Source organism: Brevibacillus sp. NRS-1366 (assembly GCF_050467985.1).
On sequence record NZ_JBITPN010000017.1, the window covers coordinates 445997 to 459380 of the forward strand.

Below are 13384 nucleotides of genomic sequence, written 5' to 3' on the forward strand. Positions count from 1 at the left end.
ATGCGGGAGAATGAGGCAGTCCTTCAAGCACTGGAGGAAACGAGAAAGGCGGGGAAAAAAGGAGCCCTAGCTACTGTTGTAAAGGTCAAGGGATCTGCCTATCGACGGGAAGGCGCAAAAATGTTCATTGACGAGACAGGCAATTATGTCGGACTTATCTCAGGTGGATGCCTTGAGGCGGATGTGGCAGAGGTGGCCAAAACGGTCATGCAAGAAAACCAGATAATCTTGAAGCGGTACGAGCTGGACGAAAATCTCGTCTGGGGGCTGGGGCTTGGCTGTCCGGGAACCGTTGACATTTTCATTGAACCGATACGTGCAGACAAAGATCAGCATTCTGCATTGGCAACCTGGTCGCAAAGTATACAAAAAGGAAATGCTGCAGCACTTTGTACGGTCATCAAAAGCAGCGATAAAGATGGACCCACAGTAGACCGACGGCTCGTTATTCCAGAAGAAGGATACGCCACAGGGAGTCTTGGCCATACGGGTTTAAACCATTACGTGGAGCAATGGGCCAAGGAGCTTTTCCAAGAGCCAAGCCCTAGATCTTCTAGTCGTTCGATCGACCTTGATGACGGAACTTCCGTAAATGTTTTTCTCGACGTAGCGGTGCCACTTCCAATGGTCATGATTTTTGGAGCCGGACACGACGCCATTCCTGTTGCCGAGCTCAGTGCGAATCTCGGGTTACCCACGACAGTAGTCGATCCGCGTCCAGGTTACAATACTGCAGAGCGTTTTCCAGGGGCGGCGCGCCTTTTGATAGATTCTGGCGCCTATCAACAGGAGCTCGTTATTGGCAAGAGAACCTACGTAGTGATCATGAACCATCACCTGGAAAGAGACCAGGAAGCATTGAAATTCGCTTTGTTGTCCGAGGCACCATATGTCGGGCTCTTAGGACCCCGTTCGCGTCGTGAGCGGATAATGGAAGCACTCGGAAAAGCTGGAGCAACCTTTCACGAGCGACAGCTGGCACGTCTATGCAACCCGATTGGACTCGATATCGGAGCAGACACCGCGGAAGAAATCGCCGTAAGCATCCTGGCGGAGATCATCGCAAGGCGCACAGGTCACGAGGGAGGACTGCTTCGTGATAAAAAACAGATCCATCAAAGTACGGTAATTGCGCTGTAACGCTGTTCCTTGAGGAGGGGAAGTCCCACATGCACGATGGATGCGCGGTCATTTTGGCTGCAGGAATGGCGGCCAGGATGGGCTCAGCCAAACAACTCCTTCCTTTAAAAGGGAGCTGCATGCTCGAACATGTCATAAAGCTGGCACTGGTGGAGGATTTTACTCATGTAATCGTTGTGATTGGTCATGAAGCGGAGCGGATTGTGCAGTCTATCCAGATCGACGACCCGCGTTTTCTTTGGCATATCAATCCCCTTTATGAGCTTGGTCAGAGCACTTCCTTCAAGGCCGGAATTGCAAAGGCACTGGAATTCCACTCATCGGTCATGGTGTTTCTCGGGGATCAGCCTTTTATTCAAAGCCAGACGGTGCATTCGCTCTGGTCTTTCGCAAAAAGGAAAATGCAAGAGCTGCAAGAACCGTTCGTTATCCAGCCAATCTATCAGGAGAAACCGGGGCATCCCGTTTTTTTTGGAAACATCTGCAAGGAGCAGTTTGCTCGCTTGGAAGGAGATCAGGGAGCAAAGCCGATTATTGCCGACATGCAGCCACGGATGTTTCTTCCGGTTGACGACCCAGGCATCCACCTCGACATAGATACCCGTGAAGATTTTGAACAAGCTGAGCACATATCATGAGCATGTCGCGAGTATGCATTCTCATGAGACACCCACTACGGAGGTGACGGTTCATGAGTACGATGAAAACCTTATACGAATACGGCGGTGACGAGTTCATTTTCGTCCAGCTATCAGAAGAGATGAGTCTAGAGTCCAACTTTACGGGCATGGCCATCACTCGAAAATTGAAGGAGAAGAGGATTGACGGCATTCTGGATATTTGTCCATCCAACGCTTCTTATATGATCCGCTTCAATCCCGATATCGTCGATCCAGCGTTTTTAATGGATGAATTAAAACAAATTGAAAAAATGACTGACCCGTTTGATGTGACGATTTCCTCCCGATTGGTCGATGTCCCTGTTTTGTTTGAAGATCCATGGACCCATGAAGCGTTGATGCGCTTTCGAGATCGACATCAGGACCCTGAGGCTACAGATCTCCAGTACTCGGCTCGTATAAACGGGTACGACAATACGGACGATTTTATCGCAGCGATCACGAGCGCACCGTTTCTCGTGTCGATGATCGGATTCGTTCCCGGTCTACCGTGGTGCTTCCAGATGGTGCGACGTGAGAAGCAGATTGAGGTACCCAAGTATGTACGTCCCCGTACGTTTACGCCAGAGCGGGCATTCGGTTTTGGTGGGGCATTTTCCGTTATTTATCCAGTCCAAGGTGCAGGGGGTTATCAGCTCTACGGGATTGCACCGGCCCCCATTTATCAAAAAGAACAGACCCTGCCTGATTTTAAAGACTCGATGGTATTCCCGCAGCAAGGTGATATTTTCCGTTACCGCAGCATCTCCCGCGGGGAATATGATGAGATCCGGCAGCAAGTTGAGAATGGTACGTTTACCTATCAGAAAAAAGACTTTACGTTTACCCCGAAAGAGGTTCTTGCAGACCTGGAGTCATTCTCGGAGAACGTCATGAGGAGGTTATACCATGATTAGAGTGATCAAAGCGGGTCTGCAGACCACAGTGCAAGACAAGGGCAGGATCGGCTTTTATGAAATCGGTATGCCGCCTTCTGGGGCTATGGATCAATATTCATATACGGTAGCCAATCTCTTGGTAGGAAACGCCCGTGATGCCGCTGCTTTGGAAATCACCTATCTTGGTCCTGAGCTGGAATTTGAAGAGGACACGCGCATCAGTTTGACTGGTGGCAATATTCCGCCCAGGATCAACGGTGAAGCAGTGCCGATGTGGGAAACGCTTGCGATCAAAGCCGGTGATGTGTTGTCATTCGATTTCGTCAAATCAGGCGCAAGGGTATATATGGCTGTGGAAGGCGGCATAGATGTACCCGTCATCATGAATTCCCGTTCAACCTATACATTGATTGGCATCGGAGGCTTTCAGGGACGACCGCTTGCAGCAGGTGACGTCCTCCATACGGCTGATATGAAAGAGCGGGACGTGCCTGTCGGGAGCAGAATTTCAGATGCTGACATCCCCGTCTTCAGCAAATCCCATGAGATCAGGGTCATTGTTGGATTGTGCAGCTACCGGCTCACGGAGGAGAGCAAACAGACGTTTTTCGATACCGAATGGACAGTGACGCCAGAAGCGAATCGTATCGGGTACAGGCACCGCGGGGAGCGATTGCAATTTGTCGAGCGCAAGCAGCCTTTTGGCGCAGGCAGCAATCCTTCGAATGTGACCGATCTCGGCTATCCGATCGGATCGATTCAGGTGCCGGATGGGGTCGAGCCTATCGTTCTGTTACACGATGCGGTGACAGGCGGCGGATACGCTACGATCGCTACGGTCATCAGCAGTGATTTGAATCGGATGGGACAAATCAAAACAAACGACAAAGTACGCTTCGTCGCCGTGTCGTTGGAAGAAGCGTTGCAAGCAAGAAGAGACACACAGGCAAAATTGACGCGTATCGCCGCTGCACTATAAGTGACCAAAGTAAACAGGAGGAACATGCATGAGTGACAAAAAAGTAATTCTCTCACCCCTTCCCGGTGTTTTTTATCGCAAGCCGAGTCCGGACCAACCGGACTATGTGCAGGAAGGCGATAGCGTCAAATCAGGAGATATCGTTGGGCTGATTGAAGTCATGAAAAATTTCTATGAAGTAAAAGTGGAAGAAGACGGCGTGATAGACCGCTTCGCTGTTCAGAATGAAAGCATTGTGGATGTGGATCAGGAGCTCGTCACCTTGAAATAACGCCAGTTCTTAACCAAATCATTGGGTGCGATATAAATGGAGGACTTCATGAGCGATTTCAAAAAAGTGTTAATTGCCAACAGAGGAGAAATTGCCCGTCGTATTATCCGTACATGCAAGCGTTTGTCGATTCCTACCGTTGCAGTCTATTCAGAAGCGGATGCAAGTGCTTTATTTGTAAAGGAAGCGAATGAAGCTGTTCTCATCGGCCCTGCGCCAGTCAAAAAAAGCTATCTCGATATAGACAGCATCATCGCGGCTGCCAAGGATACAGGGGCAGATGCTATTCATCCCGGCTATGGATTTTTGGCGGAAAACAGCACATTTGCCGAACGCTGCACCCAAGAAGGCATTACCTTTATCGGTCCCAAAGCCGCAGTGATTCGCTTGATGGGTGACAAAATAGAAGCTCGCAAACAGATGAAAGCGGCGGGCATCGCAATCGTCCCTGGAGCTTGTGGTGCACTCACTTCCATTGATGAAGCGAAAAAGGTCGCGGGTGAAATCGGCTATCCGATCATGCTTAAGGCGAGTGCGGGTGGCGGTGGAATCGGTATGCAGATTGTGTACAACGACCAGGAGCTGGAAAAGGCGTTTGAGAGTACCGCTCAGCGTGCCGGATCCTACTTCGGTGACGATACATTGTTTTTGGAAAAGTACATTTCCTCCCCACGCCATATCGAGGTGCAATTGGCCGGTGATGAGTTTGGTAACATCGTTCATCTGTGGGAACGGGAATGCTCGATCCAGCGGCGCAATCAAAAAATTATCGAGGAAGCGCCATCGCCGTTTCTTGATCCGGCGGCCCGCGAGGCATTATGTGCGGCGGCGGTGAAGGGAGCAGCGAGCATCGGATATACAAGCGTGGGTACAATGGAGTTCATCGTGGATGAACAAGGGAATTATTACTTTTTGGAAATGAACACACGCATACAAGTCGAGCACCCGGTCACGGAAGAAATCACCGGGATTGACTTGGTCGAATGGCAGCTCAACATTGCTTCCGGCAAGCCGCTAGATCAGGAGGTGCTGCCATCCAATCCTTTGGGGCATGCCATTGAATGTCGTGTATACGCAGAGGACCCACGCACATTTATGCCCTCGCCAGGAAAAATAGATACACTGACCTTGCCTGTTGGGGTACGACTGGAATTTGCCGTCGCTGAAGGCGATCAGGTAACCCCGTTTTATGATCCGATGATTGGAAAGGTGATCACTCATGGTACGGATCGACAGGATGCCATTCAGAAAATGAAAGAAGCATTGAAGCAGTGCCAAGTAAGCGGGATTAAGAACAACCTGCCTTTATTGGAATCCATTATGGACGATTCAGCCTTCCAAGCTGGCATCTATACGACCAAATTCGTAGAGACGCTGCTCAAAGGGTAGAGTCAGGGGGGAAACGAGTGAAGGTGGATCTGAATTGCGACATGGGCGAGAGCTTCGGTCTCTACCAGCTGGGCAATGACGAGGAGATGATCAAATACATTTCCTCTGCCAACATTGCATGCGGGTATCATGCCGGCGATCCGCATGTCATGCGAAAGACGGTGCAATTGGCCAAAGAGTATGATGTTGCGATCGGCGCTCATCCGGGGTTTCCCGATATGATGGGCTTTGGTCGGCGCTACATGACATGTACACCAGATGAGATCCGAGATTATATTTTGTATCAAGTAGGTGCTCTGCGAGAATTCGCGGCCTACTATCAGATGGAGCTGCAGCATTGCAAGCCACACGGAGCTCTGTTTATGATGGCGATGGACGATGAGAAATTAGCGAGAGCGATACTGGAAGGGCTGGCACGAGTGTCAGACAAAATGATCGTGTTCGCCTTGCAAAATTCGGCTGTGGAAGAAGTCGGGAAGCAGTTGGGCATCCGCGTTGCGAGAGAGGTATATGCCGACCGTGAACATACAATAGATGGCTCAATCGTGCTTACCAGGACGGGGAAGGCGATTCAAAACTATGAGGAAATGGCCAAACGCGTGGTGCGAATGGTAAAGGAAGGGATCGTTCTTACTCCAGACGGAGAAGAAGCGAGGGTACACGCTGAAACGGTATGTATTCATGGCGATACGCCGGGAGCGCCAGTTCTCATCAAACACATTTACGAAGCCTTTCGCGAGGCAGACATAACCGTAGCACCGATAAAAGCAGGCTGATCGCTCCTAAGCGGTCAGCTTCTTTTACGTAAAATACTTCCTATTCATGCGGAAAGATTGGTATGCTATAGGTGACAGATTTTTCATAACATTCAACCTTCGGAGGGGATAGCTTGCTGGTTTGGAAAGATATTTTGCAGCCGGTTTCAATCCAATTACCGAAAGAAAGCACATTAAAGGAAGCGCTGGACCTATTAGAGGCAAGCAGTTTGGATCGGCTGCTCGTTGGGGATCAAATACAAGATATTGTCGGCTACATTGATCGCTTTTCTCTTCTGGAGCAAATCCATCGTTCCGGTAATCTCTCTGAACAGGTCGAATATCGGAAAGATATGGTGAAGGTGCCAGTAGACAGTCCCATTGTTTTTTTCCACAACATTTCTGTAGTACTTGGAATCGACAAGTCGGGAAATATCGAGGGCTATACGAGTGCGAGTGATGCGAGAGATCATTTAAGCAGGTACAAGCTGGAACAGATGAATCACATCTTCAATAGTTCAGGGATCGGCATGATTACGACTGACTCCCATTTTGAAATCACCTTTATGAATGAGACGGCGGAACAAATTCTCGGTCTGCCGAAAAGTGTTCTTCAATACCGCAATTATAAAACGCTCCTCACGATTGAGAAGGACCTGGAAGAAGTGCTTTCAGGAAAACAATTACTCAGTGTAGAGAGCTCGATCAATTTCAAGCGAACGAGCGGTAATTTTTCTCCTTTATACGAAAATGGCAAGATCATTGGAATCGTTCATATTTTTTCTCACCGGGAGCGTTTAGGAGAAGCGGTTAACGAGTTGGAATTCGTCCGAAATATAAGCGATGACCTGCAAGCGATTTATTCCTCTGAAAACGAACAGATTGTGGTTGTCAATCACGCTGGGAAAATTGTGCGCATCGCGGGTACTTTTTTGCAGGAATTTTGGCAGGTCAATTTACCTGAGCAGCTTATCGAGGCAGATGTCTATCAGTTGGAGAAGTCCGGTGTTTTTTATCCCAACATCGCCGATTTATGTATGACGCAAAAGAAAAAGCTATCCATGATTCAGGAGTCCAAAAGCGGCAGAATGGTATGGTCGGTAGCGACGCCTGTCTTTCATGGGGACAAGCTGGAAAAGGTGGTCATCCTGTCGCGCGATATTACAGGAATTCACGTCTTGCGTTCTGATCTGGAGCTACCCCCAGCGAAATCAAAAGAGAACGAACACGAAATGGACGAACTCCTCACGAAGCAGGTCAATCATAAAAAGCTGGTTTACCGGTCGCAAATCATGAAGAGCTTGGTGGAGGATATAAAGCATATTGCCAAGGTTGATTCGACCGTTTTATTAATGGGAGAGTCCGGAGTTGGAAAAGAAGTGTTTGCCCAAGCCGTTCACGAGTTCAGCCTGAGAAAAGACGAACCCTTTATAAGGGTAAACTGTGGAGCGCTGCCTGAAAGCCTCATTGAGAGCGAGTTGTTCGGTTATGAAAAAGGGGCGTTTACGGGAGCGGATCAAAAAGGGAAGCCAGGCATGTTCGAAATGGCAAACAAGGGCAGTATTTTTCTCGATGAGATTACAGAGCTGCCTTACAACATGCAGGTGAAGCTACTCCGAGTCTTACAGGAAAAGGAGATTATGCGAGTCGGTGGAACACGTACTATACCCGTGGATGTGCGCGTGATCGTGGCAACAAATCAAGATATGAAGGAACTGGTAAAAGATCAGAGGTTTCGGGAAGATCTCTATTATCGTTTGTATGTCATCCCGATCGAAATCCCGCCGCTCAGAAAACGTGTGCCGGATATCATTCCGTTAGCGATTCATTTTTTAAAGCAATTCAACAGGCTATATGGATTGGAAAAAAATGTGAGCAGAGAAGCGCTGCATATGCTTGAGGGATATTCGTGGCCTGGCAATGTAAGAGAACTGCAAAACGTGATCGAACGGCTGGTCGTGAAAACACGCGAGGACAGCATCGGTACACAGGATGTTCTTCCCAATCTTTTCAAGGAAGAACCGCTCAGTCGAGAAAATAAAACGGTCGTGCTTGATATTATGCCGTTAAAAGAAGCGGTAGAGGAAGTCGAGAACCAGCTGATTGCCCTCGCCTTGAAAAAATACGGCACGGCTGCAAGAGTAGCGAAAATATTAGGTGTAAGTCCCGCAACCGTAAGCAGACGAATGCAGAGACGATTGCAGTAGAGAGGAGAGGTCGGATGTTTACCTTGCCAGAAACCCGTTTTGACTTTGGCGGAGACGAATACATTTATGCGGAAATCTCCAGAGACATGAGTGAAGAAAGCAATTTCAAGGCTCTTGCCGTTACAAATGAACTGCGCAAAAGGCAGATTCCCGGCGTCCATGACATTTGTCCTTCTAATACTTCGTATATCATTCGTTTTGACCCGGAAGCGATCTCTGCGGTGGATCTGCTAGAGTACCTGAAAGAAATCGACATTACTAAAAGCAATCCTTCTGAGCTAAACATGCAGGTGCGTATCGTAGAGATTCCGATCTGGTATGATGATCCCCTGAGCTTGGAGTACAGTAGACGCTTTTCCGAGCGAAATATTTCGCATGATGCCAACAGTGATTTTGAGCTCGTCATGAAGCTGAACGGCTATACGGATAAGGAGAAATTTATCGAGGCGCATTCATCCAGTCCTTACTTGATCACCATGATGGGCTTCATTCCGGGGACGGCGTGGGAGTATCCGTTGGGACTGGAAAAAAGTCAAATCATCCAAACGCCAAAATACAGCAGCCCGCGAACGGATACGCCGAGTCGGGCTGTGGGACTGGGGGGAGCGTTTACTGTGATCTATCCGTTGCATGCGCCAGGCAGCTATCAATTGATCGGGATGTGTGCGGTGCCTATTTTTGATCAATCCCTGCGGCTGTCTGATCTACAGGATACCTTCTTTTTGGCGCGTCCGGGCGATATTTGGAAGCATCGTCCTGTCGACGAATCTGAATACAATGCGATCTTGCAGCAGGTGGCAGACGGTACATACCGATACCGGATCAAAAACGTCGATTTTCAGGCGGAGGAGTATTTTGCGGATAAAAAAGAGTATTTGATGCGGTTGATGGAGGGATTCTAGCATGTTTTATATCCTGGACGGCGGACTGCAAACCTTGGTACAAGATATGGGACGCAAGGATTACTATCACCTGGGGGTTCCTCCTTCCGGCGCCGCCGACCGATATTCGTATAGCCTTGGGAACATTTTACTGGGTAATCCTGTTGATTATGCTGCTCTGGAAATTACGTTGCTTGGCCCCAAAATCGAGGTGCGCAAAAAAACGGTGATCGCCATAACAGGAGCGCCACTAGAAGTAAAACTGAACGGAAACCCGGCACCGATGTGGGAAACGATCTGCGTGCAGGAAGGGGATATTCTCACTCTGCGCTCTGCACAAAAAGGGGTAAAATCCTATTTGTGTGTCTCTGGGGGGATTCAGGTTCCCCATGTGCTTGGCTCACGATCCACGTACACACTTAGTCAATTGGGAGGCTTTCATGGCCGGAAGCTGCAGGCAGGGGATGAGGTAACGTTAGGGGAGCCGTTGCCAGGTGTGTTTCATCATATTGGGATGAGAATTCCTGACGAGTATCTTCCCAAATTTTCTTCGTCTGTCGATATTCGCATGGTAATGGGCATCTCCAGCTACCGAGTAAGTGATGAAGGAATCAAAACCTTTTTGAATTCAGAGTGGCAAGTAGGGCTAGAGTCCAACAATATTGCCTATCGTTATTCGGGTGCGACAGCCTCATTTAAGTCGATTGACCCGCCATTTGGTGCCGGCAACAACGCATCCAATACGGTCGATATTGTATACCCGATTGGGGCGATTATGGTACCCAATGAAGAAGAGCTGATCCTGCTTTTACGTGATGCTACGACAGGGGGCGGTTTTGTAACGATTGGCACGACCATTAATGCTGATATGGACGTAGTAGCCCAATCCCGCCCGCATGCAAAAACCCGCTTCATTGCCGTAACCGTGGATCAGGCGATAGAAGCACGGATGCAGAAGAAAAAGAAGCTTTCCACGCTGCAGAGTCTGCTTAGGTAAGCAGCACCGAACCGTTGACCGTACGCGAACCGCGCATGGTACAATACGTTACAGGAACTGGATCGAATCAGTACGGAGAGGGAGACGACAATGGAACTCCATATGCAGATTTCAGACATTCATGATTACTTTCCGTTTTTTCTGGAATCCATGCAAGGGACTATGCAGGATCGAACGTGGGAGCAGCAGGCACAGATCCCACCACATATGGGGACAGGGGCAATTACTCGCTTGCGGATACGGCCGGGCATGGAAATCGTCATCACCGATATGCAGCTAGAAGAGGATTTAAAGCTGAACATCACAGAGAATTGCCGTCTTCTCGAGCTAAACTACAGCCTGCATGGAGATACCTATTGTGCATGGAATGGTCGGGAGCGCCACATTAGCAGCCAAGAAGGCAACGTCATCTTTTTAGAAGACAGTCAAATCTATGTGGAGCGAAAAGCCCACATACGGAACCAATTTCTCGAAATTCGGATGAGTCCCGAACATTTTTTTGGCTACACGGACAATTTGGATGACAGGGCCATCTTTGAAGGCTTCTTAAAGCGGCATACAGGAAGCATTGATGCCTATGAGGTGACACCTGCCATTCAAAAGTGCGTGCAATAACAGTCACCAGAATCAGGTGTCCGGGGTCAAAGGCATGTGGCGGAAGCAAGATCGAGAAACTATCAAGCAGGTGAGAGAAATCATTCTGGGCCATTTGGAAAACCCTTTCTCCATTCGTCAGCTTTCGAGACAAGTAGGGATGAATGAGTGCAAATTAAAGCAGGGCTTTCGAGAAATGTACGGCATGACAATCTTTGAATTGGTGCGTAAAGCGAGAATGGAAAAGGCCGTATGGCTCATGGAAACGGAGCAGCTGAACATCGGGCAGACAGCAGCCTCTGTTGGCTATAGCAATGCCAGCAATTTCACCGCTGCCTTTCGAAAGCATTACGGCTGCAATCCAAGCGAATATGTAAAGCAGCATTTATCGTAATGAAAAGCAGCCTTGCCTTTTGCAGGGTTGTTTTTTTACGCTTTTTTGTTTGCTCCCGCTACAGGGAGAAATACTCCCGATACAGGTAGAAAGCCATAATGATGGTATGTGAAAATGATTATCAGAGGGGAGAGAAGCAGCTTGAAAAAACACTTTCTGATGATATTTGTCACAGTCCTTGTCGCTATGATATCCATTGCCACCTTTAATCCGATTTTGGGATTACTTGCCCGCAATTTGGGTTTTACGGAGATTCAGACGGGCAGTTTGGTCACCATTACAGGCTTGTTATGGATTATCGGCAGCTTTCTTTGGGAGAAATGGGCACGTACCAAACGCAAAAGAGTGATGGTCATTGCAATTTCAGGCTATTTATCGACGCTGGCTACGTTTGCCTATTTGGCGGACCATGCGCAAGGCGTCTCGGTGAATCCGACCAGCCTTTACTGGCAATTATTTGTGCTTAGAGCAGTCGGGGGCTTTTTCTTCGGTGCTATCCCGACGATGGCGCAGGGTTATTTGATGGAGTGGACGACGGCCCAGAACCGAGCCTCTGGGATGGCTTTGTTAGGAGGTGCAAACGGCTTGGGTTTTGTTCTCGGGCCAGCGCTGGGTGCAGCTTTGACGTCAGTTGGCTTTACGGCGCCCATGTACGTTTCAGCCGCTTTACTCGTCATCGTTGCCATTTGGTTCGGAATCACCATTCCAGCCAAGCAGGAAAAGTGGGAAAAACCAGCGGGTGGAAAGCTGTCGGCTATGGATTCGCGGATACGACTCTATGTAGGGATAGGGCTTCTGTTATCGACGGTCATGATCATTTTGCAGGTTGCCTGCGGGATTTACATCCAGGACCAGCTTTCGCTATCCGCTACAGATGCAGCTAAAATGATCGGGATTGGTCTTTCGGTGGCAGGGGTTATTGTGGTCGTAGTTCAACTGCTGATCGGGCGCTTTCTTAAATGGCCGCCGGCTCGCTTGCTAAGGATCGGACTGACTTCCCTGTTTGCCGCTTTTACCCTGTTTCTGTTTGTTCCGGCATCGTATATTTCGGTTTTCATCCTGTTTGGGATCGGGATTGGCTGCACGCTGCCCGGGTATATCACGGCTGCATCATTGGCCGTACAGCCAAACGAACAATCGACGGTCGCGTCCTATACCGCTGCGGCCCAAGGAGTGGGATCGTTCGTTGGACCCTTGTCAGGAACCTTCCTATACTCGCTGCACTTGTCGATCCCGTACGTGGTTTGCGCGGTACTGCTGCTCGGGTTTGGCCTGAGAGTCTTTGCCATGCGCAGAGCTGGACAGACCGTGGGTGTCTCGTAGCTCCTGCAAAGAAACTTTATCTACAGATAGAAAGATGGTACCATTGATTCATTATGGACAATGGGAAGTGATCAATGGTGAGCGCAGATAACTCAATGCAGACAATTAGTCGTACGGTCCAAATCCTGCGATCTTTCTCCAAGGATGAAAAAGAACTATCCTTAGCACAGTTTCATCATAAGCTTGGACTTTCCAAATCCAGTCTCCAGCGAATTCTCAATACACTGGTGAATTATGGGTTTTTGGAAAAGGATGATAAAAAGAAAACCTACCGATTAGGCAATGAGCTCTATTATTTAGGGAAGCTGGTAGAGGAGCACTCGCACCTTTTGACGACGACCAAGCCGTATTTGAAAACGGTTCGCGATCGATTTGGTGAAAGCGTATATCTCAACATCATTGAGAATGATCAGCGAAAATGTATCGCTTTTGAAGAAGGCAAGCATGATTTGATGACGATTTCCTATATCGGTCAAACGTCCCCGCTGTATGCAGGTGCCTCGGCAAAACTGTTGCTCGCTCATCTCCCAGAAGAGGAAATGACACAATATTTACAAGATATTGAACTGAAGGCAATTACAGACGCGACCGTTACGGACAAGGCGGCTTTGCAAAAAGAACTGGCCACCATACGAGCGAATGGCTATGCCAGCAGTTATGGAGAACGAGTCATCGGGGTGTGCTCTGTCAGTGCTCCCATCGTAAATCGGTGGGGAGAAACAATAGCAGGCGTATCCATTTCTGCTCCAATGATTCGTGTAAATGACGAGACTTTTCGTAAGTTCATAGAGACGATCAAAGAGACAGCCCGACAGATTTCAAATGAATTCAAGTTCTTGGTTTAGCTCATTTCGATGTGCAAAGGAATCCCTCGTAAGCAGGGCCTTTTGCACATC

14 protein-coding genes are annotated in these 13384 nt (G+C 48.7%); all 14 read left to right on the forward strand.

The window, feature by feature from the left end; translation table 11 throughout:
* The 14 genes from ACIFQN_RS11200 (at position 1) to ACIFQN_RS11265 (ending at position 13333) form a co-directional block, all read left to right on the forward strand.
* Positions 1 to 1140: an XdhC family protein gene (locus tag ACIFQN_RS11200; RefSeq protein ID WP_429833099.1), complete on the forward strand. Its 1140-nt coding sequence runs from the start codon at positions 1 to 3 to the stop codon at positions 1138 to 1140.
* A 29-nt stretch (positions 1141 to 1169) separates the two neighbouring features.
* On the forward strand, positions 1170 to 1778 hold the full coding sequence (locus ACIFQN_RS11205; protein WP_429833100.1) for a nucleotidyltransferase family protein: 609 nt from the start codon (positions 1170 to 1172) through the stop codon (positions 1776 to 1778).
* Positions 1779 to 1831: 53 nt separating this feature from the next.
* Complete coding sequence (locus ACIFQN_RS11210) at positions 1832 to 2716, forward strand: 5-oxoprolinase subunit B family protein (RefSeq protein WP_429833101.1); 885 nt, start codon at positions 1832 to 1834, stop codon at positions 2714 to 2716.
* On the forward strand, positions 2709 to 3677 hold the full coding sequence (locus ACIFQN_RS11215; RefSeq protein WP_429833102.1) for a biotin-dependent carboxyltransferase family protein: 969 nt from the start codon (positions 2709 to 2711) through the stop codon (positions 3675 to 3677). Before ACIFQN_RS11210 ends, ACIFQN_RS11215 begins: the two co-directional genes overlap by 8 nt.
* Before the next feature lie 28 nt (positions 3678 to 3705).
* Positions 3706 to 3948 carry an acetyl-CoA carboxylase gene (locus ACIFQN_RS11220; RefSeq protein ID WP_429833103.1) on the forward strand — a complete coding sequence of 81 codons (243 nt, stop codon included), beginning with the start codon at positions 3706 to 3708 and terminating at the stop codon, positions 3946 to 3948.
* A 48-nt stretch (positions 3949 to 3996) separates the two neighbouring features.
* Positions 3997 to 5337, forward strand: a complete 1341-nt coding sequence (locus tag ACIFQN_RS11225; RefSeq protein WP_429833104.1) for an acetyl-CoA carboxylase biotin carboxylase subunit — start codon at positions 3997 to 3999, stop codon at positions 5335 to 5337.
* A 17-nt stretch (positions 5338 to 5354) separates the two neighbouring features.
* Entirely contained in the window at positions 5355 to 6113 is a 759-nt protein-coding gene (locus ACIFQN_RS11230) for a LamB/YcsF family protein (RefSeq protein ID WP_429833105.1), read from the forward strand.
* 113 nt (positions 6114 to 6226) lie between these two features.
* A complete protein-coding gene (locus ACIFQN_RS11235) occupies positions 6227 to 8299 on the forward strand; it encodes a sigma 54-interacting transcriptional regulator (RefSeq protein ID WP_429833106.1) in 2073 nt (690 codons plus the stop codon).
* Between the two features lie 14 nt (positions 8300 to 8313).
* Positions 8314 to 9201 (forward strand): 5-oxoprolinase subunit B family protein, encoded by an 888-nt coding sequence (locus ACIFQN_RS11240; protein WP_429833107.1) that lies wholly within the window; start codon positions 8314 to 8316, stop codon positions 9199 to 9201.
* A gap of 1 nt (position 9202) precedes the next feature.
* On the forward strand, positions 9203 to 10177 hold the full coding sequence (locus tag ACIFQN_RS11245) for a biotin-dependent carboxyltransferase family protein (RefSeq protein WP_429833108.1): 975 nt from the start codon (positions 9203 to 9205) through the stop codon (positions 10175 to 10177).
* 90 nt (positions 10178 to 10267) lie between these two features.
* A complete protein-coding gene (locus tag ACIFQN_RS11250) occupies positions 10268 to 10792 on the forward strand; it encodes a hypothetical protein (RefSeq protein ID WP_429833109.1) in 525 nt (174 codons plus the stop codon).
* Positions 10793 to 10826: 34 nt separating this feature from the next.
* Positions 10827 to 11165: a helix-turn-helix domain-containing protein gene (locus ACIFQN_RS11255; protein ID WP_429833110.1), complete on the forward strand. Its 339-nt coding sequence runs from the start codon at positions 10827 to 10829 to the stop codon at positions 11163 to 11165.
* Between the two features lie 141 nt (positions 11166 to 11306).
* A complete protein-coding gene (locus ACIFQN_RS11260; protein ID WP_429833111.1) occupies positions 11307 to 12488 on the forward strand; it encodes an MFS transporter in 1182 nt (393 codons plus the stop codon).
* A gap of 74 nt (positions 12489 to 12562) precedes the next feature.
* The gene (locus ACIFQN_RS11265; RefSeq protein WP_429833112.1) at positions 12563 to 13333 is read left to right on the forward strand and encodes an IclR family transcriptional regulator; all 771 of its coding nucleotides are present in this window, start codon (positions 12563 to 12565) and stop codon (positions 13331 to 13333) included.
* Positions 13334 to 13384: the final 51 nt, after the last annotated feature.

Excerpts from the sequence above, each read along its gene's own strand:
- ACIFQN_RS11200 (WP_429833099.1), top strand. The coding sequence starts at position 1 with ATGCGGGAGAATGAGGCAGTCCTTCAAGCACTGGAGGAAACGAGAAAG.
- ACIFQN_RS11215 (WP_429833102.1), top strand. The coding sequence starts at position 2,709 with ATGATTAGAGTGATCAAAGCGGGTCTGCAGACCACAGTGCAAGACAAG.
- ACIFQN_RS11265 (WP_429833112.1), top strand. The coding sequence starts at position 12,563 with ATGGTGAGCGCAGATAACTCAATGCAGACAATTAGTCGTACGGTCCAA.
- ACIFQN_RS11220 (WP_429833103.1), top strand. The coding sequence starts at position 3,706 with ATGAGTGACAAAAAAGTAATTCTCTCACCCCTTCCCGGTGTTTTTTAT.
- ACIFQN_RS11210 (WP_429833101.1), top strand. The coding sequence starts at position 1,832 with ATGAGTACGATGAAAACCTTATACGAATACGGCGGTGACGAGTTCATT.
- ACIFQN_RS11255 (WP_429833110.1), top strand. The coding sequence starts at position 10,827 with ATGTGGCGGAAGCAAGATCGAGAAACTATCAAGCAGGTGAGAGAAATC.
- ACIFQN_RS11225 (WP_429833104.1), top strand. The coding sequence starts at position 3,997 with ATGAGCGATTTCAAAAAAGTGTTAATTGCCAACAGAGGAGAAATTGCC.
- ACIFQN_RS11245 (WP_429833108.1), top strand. The coding sequence starts at position 9,203 with ATGTTTTATATCCTGGACGGCGGACTGCAAACCTTGGTACAAGATATG.
- ACIFQN_RS11205 (WP_429833100.1), top strand. The coding sequence starts at position 1,170 with ATGCACGATGGATGCGCGGTCATTTTGGCTGCAGGAATGGCGGCCAGG.
- ACIFQN_RS11250 (WP_429833109.1), top strand. The coding sequence starts at position 10,268 with ATGGAACTCCATATGCAGATTTCAGACATTCATGATTACTTTCCGTTT.
- ACIFQN_RS11240 (WP_429833107.1), top strand. The coding sequence starts at position 8,314 with ATGTTTACCTTGCCAGAAACCCGTTTTGACTTTGGCGGAGACGAATAC.